The following is a 15,839-nucleotide window of genomic DNA, read 5'->3' on the forward strand; positions in this document are numbered from 1 at the left end:
ACTAGCCAAGTTTTTAGCCTCCACGACGTACCCGATCACCTGCTCCCTTTCCTGAAACAGTCTGGATGATGTAGGCAAAGTACTTCCCGACACTCAACGATTGAAGCATCTCCGAGTCAGTCTTGGCCAGAAGCTCGGGCGTTGACATGTCAATACCACTGACTTGAGCGAGACCGGTGATCCCGGGCCTAGCGTCCAGCACACCTCGTTTTTCGCGCTCCTGAATCAACTCCTGCTGACTAAACAAACAAGGCCTGGGACCAACAAGACTCATATCACCTTTCAGTACATTCCATAACTGAGGAAGCTCATCCAACTTCGAGCCTCGCAGAAATCGGCCAAAACGGGTTATGTCATCAACATTGGCCAAATGCGTGGCAACGGAAGCCGCGGTCTTCCTCATCGTCCGAAATTTAACGAGCCTAAAAGGCTTCCCGTGACGTCCTACCCGCTCCTGAACAAAAATTGGTGACCCGGTGTCAAGCAAGCCTACCAAGTACAAAAGTACCATGATTGGAAAGCCAACAATCAGTCCCACAAAAGCGATCCAAATATCCAAAAGCCGTATCACAGGGACACCTCCTCACGCCCAAGCCTTTTTACCTCGTCCAGTGTATTTGCCACGTTTTGCCACCCTAATTCTCGAACGGCTTTACCGGCATCTACAACAAGATCGCCAAAAAGTTGTTGATATATCGGGCGTTTCCCTAATAACAAAAACGTTGATCTAGCTAGAGTTCTTGGAAAGGGGAAGACCCCCGGCCTTTTATTCATCCCCGATCTGATGGATACAATCAGATCCTTTGTAGAAACAGGGTATTTATCAGCAGCAACATATACCTGGTTCTTGGCCGCCTTTTGTTCCATACAAAGAACAATAAGATCAATGAGGCTGTTAACGGAGACAAAACTTCTACGATTAGTTGCCATTCCCAACGGCAACATAACTGGACTGCGACATGCCTTGATCAATCGCGCAAAGTTACCTGGAGCATTCACTCCATATACCAAGGTCGGCCTAATGATTGCGTAGCTCGTTTCCTGGTCCGCCAAAGCATCTTGAAGTACCTGCTCGGCCAATACCTTAGACTCAGCGTAATTGGCGTGTGGCTTCAGCTCGCTGTCCTCTCTAAGAGGCTGTCCTTCGCTTTTGTCTCCATGCACCCCGATAGAACTCAACAGCACAAACCGACAAGCTTTTGCCGTCGCCGCAGCCTCAGCCAAAGCGCGTGTCGGATCAACATTACTTTTCACAAATGACTGAAGGGTCTGCTCAGCTTTGCCACCTTTGCCATGAGCTCGACCAGCAAGATGAACCACGTAGCAAACATCCCGAACCAAGTCTTGTACATCTGTCGTTGTTTCCAGATCTAGTGCCACATAGGACACGCCTTGCACTGGCTCATCGCCACCTGGACGAATAACAGCACGAACTGAAAACCCTTGATCCACTAGTCGCTTACACAACGCACGACCAATAAACCCTGATGCACCAGTGACCAAGACTCTTTTTGGCGCCCCCATATATCAGTCAAGGTCCGCTATTTTTAAAAGCTCATCAAAATAAGATATGGTTTTGGTAAGTCCTTCGTCCAACTCAATGGTCGGGGACCACTTGAGCCGATCTTTTGCCATGGAAATATCAGGTTGCCTCTGCTTGGGGTCGTCCTCTGGCAGGGGCTTAAAAATGAGCGTCGAGGAAGAACCTGTTAACTCTATGACTCGCTCTGCAAGTTCCCGTATCGTAAACTCATTCGGATTTCCAAGATTAACCGGCCCAGTCAAATCTTCCGGCGCATTCATGAGCCTGACAAATCCCTCAATCAAGTCGTCAACATAGCAGAAACTACGGGTTTGCTGACCTTCACCATAGATCGTTATGTTTTCTCCACGCAATGCTTGAACAACAAAGTTGCTGACAACCCGGCCATCGTTCGGATGCATTCGCGGACCATACGTATTAAATATGCGAGCAACTTTGATTGAGAGGTTGTGCTGACGGTAGTAGTCGAAGAACAACGTTTCAGCACAGCGCTTCCCCTCGTCATAACAAGAACGGATTCCTATCGGGTTTACCTTACCCCAGTACCCTTCCGATTGCGGATGTACCTCAGGATCCCCATAAACTTCGCTTGTAGAGGCCTGAAAAATTCTCGCACCCAACCGCTTGGCAAGACCAAGCATGTTTATAGCCCCGTGAACACTCGTTTTCGTGGTCTGGACTGGATCGTGCTGATAGTGAACAGGAGAAGCAGGGCAGGCAAGGTTGTAAATCTGATCAACCTCAACGTACAACGGAAAGGTGACGTCATGGCGCATCACCTCAAAATAGGGATTGCTCATCAAATGAGCAATATTGCGTTTTCGCCCTGTGAAAAAGTTGTCAACACACAAGACATCATGCCCTTCGGAGAGCAGCCGTTCGCACAAGTGGGAGCCGAGAAAGCCCGCACCACCAGTTACCAGAATCCGCATATCACATACCCTTCTTTAAAAATCGGAAGTAAAAACCACCCAGAACGTGCGTAAAAGTGAAGGCCAACGCAGCGATGCGAGAGCGCCCCGGGTACTCCCGATGAACCATCAAAACCTTTTTCATCATCATCAGCTTGGAGCCGGAAATCTGACCCTCGCTTCTGCGGTAATAAAGCAGCGGAACCTGAAGTTTCACGCAGTCACCGACCATTTGCAGCACTTGCAACCAGCAATGATAGTCCTCGACCGCTTTGTAATCCGAGTCCTCCCTGAACGGAGCTCGCATCAACAACGCTTTAGACGCAATTACACTCGAAGTAGGAATCTGAGCTCTGACAGTCTGGCTCCAATAGGTCACCTTGGTCTGATCCACATTATCGATGGAGGGAAATGACAGACGACTCTCATCAACAAAATCGGTCATTGCGGTGCAAACAAACGCGGCCTCAGTATTATTGATCACTTCGAGCTGAAGCCGTAGTTTTTCTGGATGCCAGATATCATCTGAGTCCAGGAACGCGACAAGATCAGCACGAGCTGCCTTGACCCCGACATTCCTTGGCCCTGCCGGGCCACCGAAGTTCTTCTCCAGCGCAATCAGGCGAATACGGGAATCTTCGTTAGATAAAGCCGTCACTACCTCTCTGGTGTTATCTGTTGAGCAATCATCGACAACAATCAACTCCCAGTCTTCAACGGATTGCCCCAACACTGATTGAATGGTCTCGGCAATGAAAGCACTGGCGTTATAGGCCGGCATAACGACAGACACTCTTGGTTGACTACTTATCATTGCGCCCGGTCTCCTCTAGCGAACTTTGCCCTCAAGCTGTCAATCCAGCGAAAGCCCGGGCGTCTTTTAATAGATAGCGGTTCCCCCGGCTCAATTGGAACCGAGTAATCAGCCAATTTTCCCCAATCTGCCTGTTCCATTGCCTGAACTACCTCATTCTCGCCGACATCCGATTCGGCAAACTGCGGATCGTCTGGTTCGATTCGTCCCTGCTTGAACATCTCGATGACGACAGATGCATCCGCACCCTTGAAATACCTGTATTTAGTCGTTTCAATCGCCTTCACAAATGGCACAAACTGCGGAAACCTATGCGATCGAACGTATAAAAATCTCAATGTCTTTCGACGAATCAACTCGGGATCCAGGTCAAGCTGGGAACTGCTGTTGAACAGCTCATTTCTCGAGCGAAAAACGTGAACGAAACCGGCATCCTGATATGTTGATGGCCCGAGACAGACGACCTGTTTGCCACACGCACCGGCCTCGACAGAAGAACTTCCTCCATTGAGAACAACGATGTCTGCCTGTTGAATCAGGTCGTAGGTATTTGCCTTCTCCTCACTGCGAATACAATAGATCCCCCTTTTTTCGGCCCACTGGGTATAAAGGCGGAGAGATCGATCACCATCCACGTTGCCGATCTTCTCCCCCCAGTTGGGATGGCAACGGAGAACGACTTGACCAGCCCGAATCCCGAAAGCATCAAAGAAATCGTCCAGTGCCTCGGTATTATCTTTCCACTCGGTAAGCCACTCATCATGACCAGCGAACTCATTCTTGCTACTGGGGAGCACCAACACTCTTTTGCCATCAGACTTCAGTGGCCAAGGGGCCGGCTCTGGGTTCTTATTGTAAAGCCGCCACTCAAGGGAGTTTCTCTGTAAGAATCTGGAACCGATGAGTTTTCCGGCATAAGCCGCCTGGGAAGCAGTCAGCGGCTTATCGTCAAATTCCCTTACCAATTCTCCGAGTGCTCTTAACGACAGGCAGTTTCCATTGGGAATCAACTGAATTCCATCCCCAAACCAGGTCCTTTCATGCGTAATGAAAGGCACGCCCATACTTTCGCATGCATAGGTCACCGCACGGGGCAGGTCCATTCTGCCGTTAAAACAAATAACCCCTTCAATCTGCTCGTCCTTGATCCATTTTCGCGCGCTCTGGTAGACCTGCTTGATGGGACCTGCCAGTCTCGCTCTAATCTCGCGAACCTCCGGCTCACCCCATTCAAGCTCCGACTCAGTTCTCGTCAGCGTTGCCGAGCTGGACAAGGCCAAATCGTCAACTTCAGAATCCGTCAATACACCTTGATCCTTGCCCACCGAACTCACGCCAGCTGTACGGTAACTACGGACACCACCGGCAATACACTGCGCGCATTCCCGGAGCCGTGACCGATTGCGGAGCTCTCGGATATAACAGGTTTCAACCGCAGAGTCGCAAGTAAAGAAGACGACCTCATGACCAGCCTCCTCCAGCAATTGAGCCAAAAACTCCAAATGCTCAACATGCGGCCTGAACGAGAAAAGATTGGTGAGACCTATTTTCATGAAAACCTTGTATTAACCAATTGTTTTAACGTAGCGGCCATCAGAAAGAGTCCGCCTAAAAAAAAGCCAAGCAAGACCGCCAGAAGAAGGCCGGGCAAGTTAAACGGGAAAATCAAGAATGATAACAGCCAGAGTGCAATCAGGAATACGGTAGAATACACCGCGAACCCCATATCCCCCACCCTTAAATGCCGGATACTGCCCGCAGCCAGCACTCCAAAAGCAGCAGAAACGCTCAACATGCCAACAATGCCAAAATCACTCGTCAAAGATCCTGCCGCGGGAATCCAATATCCCTCAAAGGCAGACTGCGGGGCATCGAATCCAAAGCGCGAGAAAAAGACAGCAAAAAGCCCCTGTGGTGTAACCAAACTTTCAGGGTAGCTTGATGAAATAACAGATTCACTGAACCACACACCATGCGTTCCGTACAGCATGACGAGATGGAAATAATTTGAGATATCTTTCCAGGGTCCAGAAGCAACACCAAAATCACAGGCAAGCTCCGTACCTTTCGTAAGATGCCCACATATATTCAGATAATATGAATAGGAGTCTCCACTGCCAAAGGCGACACTTCGGAACCAGAAAAACACCCCGAACGTCAATAGCGCTACGCCGCCAATAACAAGTAGCCTGAGAGGAGTGAAGAAGGAAGGTCGATAACCCTTACCCAAGAAATGCCGTGTAACGAAGCTCGCCAAACCCACCATGAGGGTTAATAGGATTGCGGTTCGCCCGCCCATTAAATAAGAAACCGCCGCTAATTCACAAAACACAAATAACAAAATAAAAAACAGGGTGTTAGGCTGTCGTTCTTCCCATTGAATAATTGAGCGGATTAAGGGGAAAAGATAGGAATAAAGAAAGAAGTTGCCAAAAACACTATAAACTGTGCTGGCGTGATTTCCTTCGTTCAGCAAAGACCGACTTTTCGCAATACCAACCGAAAAGTAATCAATTCCTCTTAAATAGTAGCGATCGTAAAACAAAGCTGCAATTGCAAGGGCCCCCAACAAGAGGCCGAACAAGTCCCACCTGATACTTATAGGCGTTGGCCAACGAGTCTCGCGATGCGGATAATGTGGCAAGACCTGCACGGTAAAGCCGAAACCCACAATAAAGGCCATCCCCCAGGCCAACATAAGACCGAGATAGCCCCAATGATAATCTTCAAACACCCAACCCGTGTATCCGAAAGCGCCCCAAACGGCAACCATCGGGAACACTAGCCAAGCCAGCCCGTACCGGAACGTCATGTCACGCACCCAACGTACCGGAGATTACGGATTATTCTCATCCTTAACCAACTCAGCAACTTGGCGGACAAAGTAGTACGCAAGCACAACCATTACAGAAGCGACGAATGCGAAAAACACAACCAGTCCTAGTCGAACCCATAGCTCGAGCCCCAGCGGCTCATCTTTCCGCTGAGCTACCACTCTGACGTCCGCCGCACGTAAGCCAGCGAGTTTCCCCTCAAGTGAGATCAGTGACGCGAAAAGACCAGTACCGGGCGACGATGGGTCGTCCGGTGCGCCAGGTGCCTCGAGCACCCTTTTTGCGAGAGCAATCTGCGATTCGAGCTTCGTTCTGGCTCTTTGTTCCAGCTCAGCCTGACGTTCGATTAATTTGCTTGTAACATTTGAGTGGAACCAATCTATTTCTTCCTCAGTGCGTTGTTTACCATACGAATAGAGCAACACGTACCCCCCATCAATAACATCCACACTTAAACCAAAGCCCGGAGGGTGGCCCCATTCATTCCGAAATTCTCTACGGATTTCCGGGAGCCACTCATTGTCCATGAAAGATACAATTGCCGGACCGGGCTGAAGCAAAGTACCCTCGCCGTCTTGCGCCACCTCCACAAGGGTGACGAATTTATATGTTGGCGCAGAAAAGAGTTGATACCCGCCTCCCAGGCCAAGCAGGGCTAAAAGGCTAATGCAGAATATTCTTCTTTTCCTGACTAAAGCCGCAGTCAGCTCTACGAGGAAAAATCGCTCAGAAGTTGACATCAAAATCCCTAGTTAGGATGTAATTACCGCCGAGATCGCAAAAACACGCTAACTTCGGCAGAGATCGATAGATGGGAAATCATTTTACGGCAAGATGTCGTGGTTTTCAGTAACGAAAATGTAAGAACCCCCGAAGGAGCTCGGGGGTTCTTACATGACAACCGCACATCCCTACCAGTGCGTCAGGTATCCGAAAGCAGCTCAAACGAAACTGGCGAATTACAGGTCACATCCACCTTCAAGCGCTTTCCAATAACCTCACCCATATACTTCGGTGCAACGCCATAGCCAGGCCTTACACTTCTGATTGCGGCAACGTCGACAACATCTCCTGCCTTCAGATCTTTTACAAAATACAGTGAACGTCGAAACTGCGCATTACCCTGCTCACTGGATTTCCGGCCATAATCTACCTCACCAAGAGCTTTCCAGGCAGTTTTGCTATCTCGACATAATGCAGTCAGATCCTCAGGTTCGAGGGAGAAGCTATCATCCGGCCCTCCGCCATTCCGATCGAGTGTGAAGTGCTTTTCAATAATCGAGGCACCCAAAACGACACTTGCAATCGCAGTAGTATTGTCCAGCGTATGATCCGATAACCCTGTTACCACTCCGAAGCGCTCGATCATGTCTGGAATCGTACGCAGATTATAGTCCTCGGCTGGCGCAGGATAGCCGCTCACGCAGTGGAGAATCGCTAATTCCTTGCACCCACCCTCTCGAGCCGCTTCGATAGCCTCCTGAATTTCCTCTGCATCTGCCATGCCGGTCGAAATAATCATGGGTTTACCGGTACTGGCGACATACCGAATGAGCGGAAGATCTACAGCCTCAAACGATGCAATCTTGTAGGCCGGTGCATTGAGATTTTCCAGCAAATCCACCGCTGAAGTATCAAAAGGGGAACTGAAAATAGGGATACCGAGCTCTCTGGCACGCTTGAACAGAGGTTCATGCCACTCCCAGGGCATGTGGGCTTCCTCATATAATTCATAAAGAGTACGGCCATCCCACAATCCACCCTTAATTCGAAAATCTTCAGCAGTGGAATCCAGAGTAATAGTGTCTGGACGGTATGTTTGCAGCTTCACCGCATCAGCTCCGGCTCGAGCCGCTTCCTCAATAATCTGCAAAGCCGTTTCGAGCCGTCCATTATGGTTCGCCGAGAGTTCCGCAATGATATAGGGCGAATGATTACGTGAAATCTGTCGACCTGCGATCGAGATTACCGGATTACTCATCTTTGAATTCCTTAAATGTTTGCCTGCCACTCGTGCTCCAGCAACCCGAAGCACACGACATCATGATAAACGGCACCGTCATAATGCTGCTCTCTCAGCACACCTTCCTGCCTGAAGCCCAGCCGACGGTGGAAGGCGATCGATTTTTCGTTAAACGAAAGCGCCTGACCGCAGAGCTTATGCAGACGCAAATCACCAAACGCAAACGATAATGCTGCGCTCCCCAGCAGTTTCCCCATACCTTTTGGAGCGTCCGGAGACATATAAAACCCCCAATCGGCTACTGAATCACACCGACCTTGAGTGATGTTCACGAACCCAAGATCTCGCCCATCATGCTCATAGATCATCAGGTGCACGGCCGGGTTTTCTCTCGCTTTGGCATACCATGCAGAATGCTCCTTGAGCTCAATCTCATGAGTCGTATACATGTAGCGGCGGACGTTGGGGTGATTTCTCCATGCAAGCACCAACTCGAGATCTGAAGCCTGCATTTTTCTGAGCCTATCGCTCTCCACTAGTGTTCCTCCGAGCAGAGCATCATTTTTTCAAGCACCGATTCCACTCCGTTGCCTTCTGTGACTGACGAGGCCATTTGCCCAATCTCAGAAAGCTCATGAGAACCCAAAAGCCGGTCAACGACGCTCCCCAACGCGTCAAGGCTTTCACCTTCGCGCCGGACCACAATTGCCGCACCCACATCGCCGAGAGCCTTGGCTCCCCCCTCCTGATTCTCTGCCAAAACCAGCAGGACTGTCGGTAAACCAAGACAACAGCGCTCCCAAGACGTGCCTCCAGCAGCTCCTATACAAAGGTCCGCCAGACACATACGTTCGGCCATGTCGCTCACGTTCACGCTCACCGTCGCCCTGAACGGGAGTTTGCTTGCCTGAACTCGAACAGAGTCCAGACCGGGAGCAGATGCGCCCATCACAATGTCCAACTCGGTTTCCGGAGGCAAACGGCTGCGAGACAGTACTCTCAGTACTTCACCAGTAACGTTCTCCCGATCTACCCCCCCAAGAGTAATCAGGATTCGCCTTACTTCTGGCGATCTCCTTCTCTCAAGACTGAGCTTCCGCATAGCCGCGAACTCGGGCCGCAGAAGCGCATAGCGTGGGCCACAGAGCCGGATACAGTCAGGCTTGGTCAGACCATCATAATCTTCTGGTTGCCGACCAAGATTCTGATCCAGCAATAAACGGCAGTGGTGGTTTCTGTCGGCCAGATCATCAATAACCATAACCTTCGCTCCCACCTGGGATACTTCCTGTTCCCAGCGAGCATCGAGAGCATAGTGATCTACAACGACCCAATCAACCTGCCTTCCGCCCACAATATTCCGGGTTTGGTTTGCATCGAAATGCCAGGGAACGCCCAGCCAATCAGAATGAGCCGGCACGCTTTCCTGCTCGGAGATTAGCGCATCGGAGCGTCCTGGCGCCAACAAGTGAACTTCAAATCCCTTTTGCCGAATCAATGCTTCAAGGTTACCGGGGTGATCGCGACCGATGAACAGACACTCATGCCCCCTGCTGCGCAGAGCTTCCGCCAGCGTCAGACAGCGCATAACGTGACCGGTACCAATATCGATTGAAGCATCCGCACGAAACGCAATACGCATCAACTTGCACCTTGCTCCCGCATAGCGCGGAACAACCATTCTGCTCGATCCCAGTCTTCCGGCGTATCAATATCCTGAACCCGATGCCTGGGTAAGATGACCGGTACAGCGTCTTCTGAAAAAATCGGCCGACCTTCCCTCCATGCCTCAGCCATACCCCAATAGAACTGGCCCGCATCATGCCAGGCCTCTTCCAAATCCTGAGATCGAGTTTGAAAGTGCTCGGGGCTGAACATCGCTATTCGACCATCATCCTTGATTCGAATGGCCCGCTGGATAGGAAATGCGTAACTGGTTACCGAGAACGCATAGCTGCAACGCTCACCAACCAGTAACTCCTGCCCCCGTATGAGATCATCTGAGCTCACAAAGGGAGCGGTAGCGTACAGGCAGCAAACCCGAGATACCGGAACTCCAGTGGACGCCAGCCATTCGACAGCATGCTGAATCACCGGGATCGTGCCGGTATAGTCATCGGAAAGATCTGCTGGACGCATAAACGGCGTTTCTGCACCGTATTCCCTTGCAACCGCAGCGATTTCTTCGTCATCGGTTGAAACGATGATTCGTTCGAAACACCCGCTCCTCAGCGCAGCCTCAATCGACCAGGCAATCATTGGCTTACCGAAGAAAGCTTTGACGTTTTTCCGGGGTATACGCTTGCTGCCACCTCGGGCGGGTATGATCGCTACTGACGTCATGATCACTCTCCCGCCAGAGCCACTCGGAGTGCCTCAACTACTTCGTCTTGCTGATCATCGGTTAATCCCTGAAACATAGGGAGGCTGATCGCTTCGCGGTAGTAAGCCATTGATTGAGGAAACGCTTCAGCCTCAAAGCCCATGGACTCATAAAATGGCTGCGTATGTACCGGAATGTAGTGCAGATTGACCCCAATTCCCTGTTCCCGCAAAGACTCGAACACCTCCCGGTGAGTTCGGGAAATGACATCCAGCTTCAGGCGGACAACGTAGAGGTGAAGTCCAGAATAGCTATCTGGATGCTGCCAGGGCAATACAACAGGCAAATCGCTCAACAGTCTATCGTATCTTTTTGCCAACTGATGCCGGCGGGCCACAAAAGCATCAAGCCGGTCCATTTGGCTAACGCCGAGCGCCGCCTGTAGCTCGGTCATCCGGTAGTTGAAACCCAAGTCCACCTGCTGGTAATACCAGGGGCCGTCTGGCTCACGCGTCATCAAGGCGGGGTCTCGGGTAACACCATGACTACGGAGCAGGTTCATTTTTTCCGCCAGCTCTGCGCTATTGGTTACGGCCATACCACCTTCAGCCGTAGTCACGATCTTCACCGGATGGAAACTGAAGACGGTTATATCGCTATACCGACAACTGCCAATGAATTCGCCCTGATACTTACCGCCAATCGCATGGGAGGCGTCTTCGATCAGCTTGAAACCATACTCTTTCGCCAAGCCGTCGATCGCTTGCATATCGCAAGGTTGGCCGCACAAATGAACGGCCACTACCACTTTGGGCAATCGGTTTGACTGCTTTGCCGACTCAAGCTTCGCCTTCAACGCCTCTGGACAAAGGTTGTAGGTTTTGGGATCGATGTCGACAAAATCCACATTTGCGCCACAATACAAACCGCAGTTAGCAGACGCCACGAAAGTCACGGGGGTCGTCCATAGCCAGTCGCCTTTACCAAGGCCCAATGCCAGGCAGGCGATGTGCAACGCGGACGTCGCACTATTCACCGCCAGAGCGTGGCTGGCGCCAACGTGGCTTGCCACGGCCTGCTCAAACCTGGGTACCATTGGGCCCTGAGTCAGAAAGTCTGACTCTAAAACACCCAAAACCGCATCAATATCGGCTTGGCTAATATCCTGTTTTCCGTAGGGAATCATGATCAAATCTTGCCAATTTCGCTGTTATGACGGTCGATCCAAGCTTGCAGCTCAGCATCACTCATCCACTCATCATTATTGTCACTGGCGTAGACAAACCCTTCCGGAACACGCTTACCGTCTTTAATCCGGTCTTTGCAGGTTCCCCAATCATTAATGTTGGGCAGAATTTTGAAGTGTTCGGGATACTCGTAAGTGAAATAAGAGTCTTCCGCGCCAATCATCTGCTCATGCAGTTTTTCACCCGGCCGAATACCTACCACTTCCTGCTTGGCTTCTGGTGCAACAACGCGAGCCAGGTCGGTCACCTTCATGGAAGGAATCTTCTTCACATAAATCTCGCCACCAACCATATCTTCAAAGGCATGCCAAACCAGCTCAACGCCCTGCTCCAAGCTGATCATGAAACGCGTCATACGTGGGTCTGTAATCGGCAGAACCCCTTTATCTTTGATGGACATAAAGAACGGGATAACCGATCCCCGCGAGCCCATAACATTACCGTAGCGCACGACTGAGAACTTGGTTTGATGGCCACCAGCGTATGAATTCCCCGCCACAAACAATTTGTCTGAGGCCAGCTTGGTGGCACCATACAGGTTGATCGGGCTGCTTGCCTTATCCGTCGAGAGCGCCACAACGCCTTTGATACCCTTATCAATGGCAGCATCAATCAAATTCATGGCGCCATGGATATTGGTCTTTACACACTCGAACGGATTGTACTCTGCGGTGGGAACAATCTTCGTGGCGGCCGCATGCACTACGTAATCGACTCCATCCAAAGCCCTGTAAAGACGGTCTCTGTCACGGACATCACCAATAAAGAACCGAAGACGATCGTCACCCTGGAACAGCTTGGCCATCTCCCACTGTTTCATCTCGTCTCGGGAGAAGACAATGATTTTCTTCGGGTTATACTTTTCCAGAGTCATCGGAATGAACTTGTGGCCAAATGACCCAGTGCCGCCAGTGACCAGAATAGTTTTACCTTGCAACATAAGCTTTCAATATCCTCAATTGATCAACTTAGAGTATGAGTGATTCCCATCGCTCGGAATACCCGGGCGCATGAAACCTGTTTAATTATCCCGATTGCCAGCGATGCGCCTCCGAACGCCAGAATCACAGCCCATTCCGGGCTTGCCTGGCCAAGAACCAACACCAGCAAAACAAACACCAAGAGCCCAATAAGATGGGCTGCAATGATGGGTTTATCGCGGGAAACCGCGTAGAGGCCGTAATGAGGGATCATCCCTACTACAAAAAGCCCCATGGAGACCAAAACCCCGACGAACATTGGCCAATGGTCAAAATAGATTGCGTTGGGCAGAAAACTAAACAAAACGGGCCCTGCCACTGACCCGCCGAGCACCAAAACCATCGACCAGACCAACGTGTGTTTCTTCAGAGTCGCCCTCGCTGACAGAAACCCAGACAGGTCTTCGCTATTGTGAGCTGTGATCATACGTGGATAGAGGAACGCGAATACGCCGGCATCCATAAACGCCAACACGGCCCCCGCCATGCCCATGAACAGGCTGTATACGCCAAGAAGATCCGGCCCATTCAATGCCTCAAAGGCAAATCGATCTACCGTCATGATGCCTCGCAAGGCAAGCGTGGCAATCAGCAACGGCAACGCAACAAGCACGCCTTTTTTCAACCACGCCCACTCAACGCCGAGATTGCGCCAGTTGATAGAACGCAACAGCAGCCCACCCATCAGCACACTCAACACCGAACCTGCAGCCCAAAAGGGCATTAAAACAGCCAAAGATCGATAGGATTCGGAGTAAACCAGGCAGACCATAAACAGCAAAGCCCAGATACCCTGCCTGAAAAACACCATGAGTGAAGCAAATACTGGGCGCCCCATGGCAATGGCCAGGCGCGATACTTCCTGAGCCAGATGCTCGGAGACAATCAGCAGCATTACCCACCCCGCCAGCCACCAGGGAAGCAAGCCAAAAACGAATAAGAGAAGAGATACCGGCAGCATCAGGGCGTACAGCCCACCAAAAAACACACCCTGTGAAAACAACAACCGCCCCCACTGATCGGCTGGTCGATTCAGCAGATCTCGCGTACTGAAGGTGTAGAAATCAAAACCAACAAAATACAGGGCATAGCTGACCGTCACCACGATCAAACCGTACAAGCCAACTTCAGACGGCGGGAGATAGATCGCGAGAATAAAGATCAAGCCAAACCGTATGGCCAGCGTGACCGCGCGGATTGCGACGTTCAATAGTTTAGGATTGGCAAAAACTGATACCAACAACTTAGAAGCGCCACATAAATCGCAGATAACGGGAAATTTGTGTTCTGACCCGCTGTAGAATAGTCACTTCAGCCCGGGCTAGTTGAATCTCATCCAACACCCTCTCAACACTGGTAAAATAACCACTTGAGCTACTCACATATGTTGGGTACAGAATCAACGCAGCCGCAACCAACTCTGGAAGCGAACGCGGGCGAGTTCGACGTGCAACGGGCTCCTTATCTTCCGTCAATCCCCAACCGCAATAAAACGGTTGCCCATAACAGACGACTCTTTTCCCTCTGATTAAACCCTCAAACCCTGCCAATGAGGTCATGGTGTGGACCTCATCGACCTGCATTAACATATGATGCATGTCCTGATCCGTGACGACCTCATCATACAGATCTTCTTCTAATCGCCGCTTACCCTTGCGCATGCCTGCAGCAACATCTGGATGGACTTTATAAACAATCCATGCGTCGGGATTATCGCCTCTAACCGCAGCTAAAAGATCAGCATTTGTCTTTATCGTAGGGGAGCCAAACCTAACAGAGGCATCGGACTCTACTTGCCCTGGAACCAAAATGACCCTTTTACGATTCGGAGGCCTTACCCAGTCCCTCAACCCTACATTGTATTTCGTAGCTCCAACCTTGCACAGGCGTTCAATGAGTGCTTTACCTCTCTCAACAGTGGTTTGATCAATCTCGGAAAACTGCAATATTTGCTCGAGATCTGAGGGTTTGGTCGAATCGTAATAGATTCCCCTTGTATCCAGCACCCATGATTGGGGAGCTACGAGGTCGACACCAAGTCCAGCCGAACGGATGAACCCGTCTTCGACTCTGATGACCTGTCTGTGGCGATCACCCTCAGGCACGTTACTCATACCCCAAACTACAATAGGTGCATCAGGGTCCGAGCAATTCTCAATTAGCTCAGACCCCAAAAAGAATTTTTTAAGATGGCGCCTTTTCCATCGGGGGAAGCGTGCAACCTTCAGTGTCGCACCAAATCGCTCCATCATGTTCCGCTGCAAACCCATCCACGAAATCAGGCGTTCCGGATCACAACGCTTATTTGTTTCTGGGTCTACATAACGGCAATAGTCTATTAAGGCTGCATGTACTAATTGTTCGATGGTGCAGGGTTTTCGGAAGGTAGGGGCAACCAAAGTGTCTTTCGTTAATCCCCGACCAGCATAAAATGGCATACCAAAACAATGCACCCGCTTGCCCCAAAACAACGCCTCAAGCCCCATTTGAGAAGTAACACAAAAGACCGCATCAACGATTCTTAACAAGCTTGGCGAGTGGATGTCATCGGCAACCAAAACGACCCGATCCTCTTTTAGTAGAGGGTGATCTGTTAAGTAGCCCTTTTTACTTCCTGCAATGACCTCGGGATGGGTTTTGACCAGAATCCTATGATCTGGATAACTAGTCCAAGCTTGATTCAGCATATCGTCGAAGTTCGTTTGCGAAGCCGCCCCATATTTTATCGAAGCGTCTCCTCGCGTTTGGTCTACAACCAATACGCACCTACTCGACGGATAAACGTTAAGCGATCTAGCGTGATTATACTTCGAAACCTGAGCGCCAACCCATTGTCTTCGGATGCTCTCGGACCTTTCCCTTTCTCGCTCAGATAGTTTTCTACACGAGAAAACGTCAAATGCGCTCAGGACAGAACAGTCGTAGTATATTCCTTTATCGTCGAATACGAGTGAAAGGGTATGCTCACTCTGCCCTGGAGCAAAAGAGCGCAAAAATCCATCCTCAACCCTATAGAGCGGTAGATTTAGTCGCCTTGCGACCCTCTCTGCCACAATCGCTGAGTCCTTCCGTCCCCAGGCCAGAACGGCATCAACATCGGTCCCAACCTTTACCTTAGAAGCCCACTTAACTAATCGACTGAACCTAACATCCCCTCCAACCAAAACTTTTAAACTAGATATATCACGCAACGCAGGTGAGACAACGAGGTATCTCTTCATAAA

At 50.5% G+C, this 15,839-nt stretch carries 15 protein-coding genes; all 15 read right to left on the reverse strand.

Features of this window, described 5'->3' with window-relative positions; translation table 11 throughout:
* Window positions 1-13: 13 nt before the first annotated feature.
* Window positions 14-571 (reverse strand): sugar transferase, encoded by a 558-nt coding sequence (locus JIF53_RS08790; protein WP_014422050.1) that lies wholly within the window; start codon window positions 569-571, stop codon window positions 14-16.
* On the reverse strand, window positions 568-1,524 hold the full coding sequence (locus tag JIF53_RS08795) for an NAD-dependent epimerase/dehydratase family protein (protein WP_199452288.1): 957 nt from the start codon (window positions 1,522-1,524) through the stop codon (window positions 568-570). The genes JIF53_RS08790 and JIF53_RS08795 overlap by 4 nt, the downstream gene beginning before the upstream one ends.
* A gap of 3 nt (window positions 1,525-1,527) precedes the next feature.
* Complete coding sequence (locus tag JIF53_RS08800) at window positions 1,528-2,475, reverse strand: UDP-glucuronic acid decarboxylase family protein (RefSeq protein WP_199452289.1); 948 nt, start codon at window positions 2,473-2,475, stop codon at window positions 1,528-1,530.
* A gap of 1 nt (window position 2,476) precedes the next feature.
* Window positions 2,477-3,268 (reverse strand): glycosyltransferase family 2 protein, encoded by a 792-nt coding sequence (locus JIF53_RS08805; protein ID WP_228285516.1) that lies wholly within the window; start codon window positions 3,266-3,268, stop codon window positions 2,477-2,479.
* Complete coding sequence (locus tag JIF53_RS08810; RefSeq protein ID WP_199452291.1) at window positions 3,265-4,821, reverse strand: capsule biosynthesis protein; 1,557 nt, start codon at window positions 4,819-4,821, stop codon at window positions 3,265-3,267. The genes JIF53_RS08805 and JIF53_RS08810 overlap by 4 nt, the downstream gene beginning before the upstream one ends.
* The gene (locus JIF53_RS08815) at window positions 4,818-6,089 is read right to left on the reverse strand and encodes a hypothetical protein (protein ID WP_199452292.1); all 1,272 of its coding nucleotides are present in this window, start codon (window positions 6,087-6,089) and stop codon (window positions 4,818-4,820) included. The genes JIF53_RS08810 and JIF53_RS08815 overlap by 4 nt, the downstream gene beginning before the upstream one ends.
* A 15-nt stretch (window positions 6,090-6,104) precedes the next feature.
* Entirely contained in the window at window positions 6,105-6,842 is a 738-nt protein-coding gene (locus JIF53_RS08820) for a Wzz/FepE/Etk N-terminal domain-containing protein (RefSeq protein WP_199452293.1), read from the reverse strand.
* A 182-nt stretch (window positions 6,843-7,024) separates the two neighbouring features.
* Window positions 7,025-8,083, reverse strand: a complete 1,059-nt coding sequence (gene pseI / locus JIF53_RS08825; protein ID WP_199452294.1) for a pseudaminic acid synthase — start codon at window positions 8,081-8,083, stop codon at window positions 7,025-7,027.
* A gap of 11 nt (window positions 8,084-8,094) precedes the next feature.
* On the reverse strand, window positions 8,095-8,601 hold the full coding sequence (gene pseH / locus JIF53_RS08830) for a UDP-4-amino-4,6-dideoxy-N-acetyl-beta-L-altrosamine N-acetyltransferase (protein ID WP_226374328.1): 507 nt from the start codon (window positions 8,599-8,601) through the stop codon (window positions 8,095-8,097).
* Complete coding sequence (gene pseG / locus JIF53_RS08835; protein ID WP_199452295.1) at window positions 8,601-9,707, reverse strand: UDP-2,4-diacetamido-2,4,6-trideoxy-beta-L-altropyranose hydrolase; 1,107 nt, start codon at window positions 9,705-9,707, stop codon at window positions 8,601-8,603. Before pseG ends, pseH begins: the two co-directional genes overlap by 1 nt.
* Window positions 9,707-10,408: a pseudaminic acid cytidylyltransferase gene (pseF, locus tag JIF53_RS08840; RefSeq protein WP_199452296.1), complete on the reverse strand. Its 702-nt coding sequence runs from the start codon at window positions 10,406-10,408 to the stop codon at window positions 9,707-9,709. Before pseF ends, pseG begins: the two co-directional genes overlap by 1 nt.
* A 2-nt stretch (window positions 10,409-10,410) precedes the next feature.
* Window positions 10,411-11,574 carry a UDP-4-amino-4,6-dideoxy-N-acetyl-beta-L-altrosamine transaminase gene (gene pseC / locus JIF53_RS08845; RefSeq protein WP_199452297.1) on the reverse strand — a complete coding sequence of 388 codons (1,164 nt, stop codon included), beginning with the start codon at window positions 11,572-11,574 and terminating at the stop codon, window positions 10,411-10,413.
* 2 nt (window positions 11,575-11,576) lie between these two features.
* The gene (gene pseB, locus JIF53_RS08850; RefSeq protein ID WP_014422062.1) at window positions 11,577-12,575 is read right to left on the reverse strand and encodes a UDP-N-acetylglucosamine 4,6-dehydratase (inverting); all 999 of its coding nucleotides are present in this window, start codon (window positions 12,573-12,575) and stop codon (window positions 11,577-11,579) included.
* Window positions 12,576-12,598: 23 nt separating this feature from the next.
* The gene (locus tag JIF53_RS08855; protein ID WP_199452298.1) at window positions 12,599-13,858 is read right to left on the reverse strand and encodes a lipopolysaccharide biosynthesis protein; all 1,260 of its coding nucleotides are present in this window, start codon (window positions 13,856-13,858) and stop codon (window positions 12,599-12,601) included.
* Window position 13,859: 1 nt separating this feature from the next.
* Window positions 13,860-15,836, reverse strand: a complete 1,977-nt coding sequence (locus JIF53_RS08860; protein WP_014422064.1) for a capsular polysaccharide biosynthesis protein — start codon at window positions 15,834-15,836, stop codon at window positions 13,860-13,862.
* Between the last annotated feature and the right edge of the window lie 3 nt (window positions 15,837-15,839).

The sequence above is a fragment of the Marinobacter sp. bablab_jr008 genome, assembly GCF_016464145.1.
GTDB lineage: Bacteria > Pseudomonadota > Gammaproteobacteria > Pseudomonadales > Oleiphilaceae > Marinobacter > Marinobacter nauticus.

Bases quoted from the DNA above. Each gene is read 5' to 3' on its own strand.
- pseC (WP_199452297.1), bottom strand. From the start codon at position 11,574: ATGATTCCCTACGGAAAACAGGATATTAGCCAAGCCGATATTGATGCG.
- pseF (WP_199452296.1), bottom strand. From the start codon at position 10,408: ATGACGTCAGTAGCGATCATACCCGCCCGAGGTGGCAGCAAGCGTATA.
- JIF53_RS08800 (WP_199452289.1), bottom strand. From the start codon at position 2,475: ATGCGGATTCTGGTAACTGGTGGTGCGGGCTTTCTCGGCTCCCACTTG.
- pseG (WP_199452295.1), bottom strand. From the start codon at position 9,707: ATGCGTATTGCGTTTCGTGCGGATGCTTCAATCGATATTGGTACCGGT.
- JIF53_RS08860 (WP_014422064.1), bottom strand. From the start codon at position 15,836: ATGAAGAGATACCTCGTTGTCTCACCTGCGTTGCGTGATATATCTAGT.
- pseI (WP_199452294.1), bottom strand. From the start codon at position 8,083: ATGAGTAATCCGGTAATCTCGATCGCAGGTCGACAGATTTCACGTAAT.
- JIF53_RS08810 (WP_199452291.1), bottom strand. From the start codon at position 4,821: ATGAAAATAGGTCTCACCAATCTTTTCTCGTTCAGGCCGCATGTTGAG.
- JIF53_RS08805 (WP_228285516.1), bottom strand. From the start codon at position 3,268: ATGATAAGTAGTCAACCAAGAGTGTCTGTCGTTATGCCGGCCTATAAC.
- JIF53_RS08820 (WP_199452293.1), bottom strand. From the start codon at position 6,842: ATGTCAACTTCTGAGCGATTTTTCCTCGTAGAGCTGACTGCGGCTTTA.
- JIF53_RS08795 (WP_199452288.1), bottom strand. From the start codon at position 1,524: ATGGGGGCGCCAAAAAGAGTCTTGGTCACTGGTGCATCAGGGTTTATT.
- pseB (WP_014422062.1), bottom strand. From the start codon at position 12,575: ATGTTGCAAGGTAAAACTATTCTGGTCACTGGCGGCACTGGGTCATTT.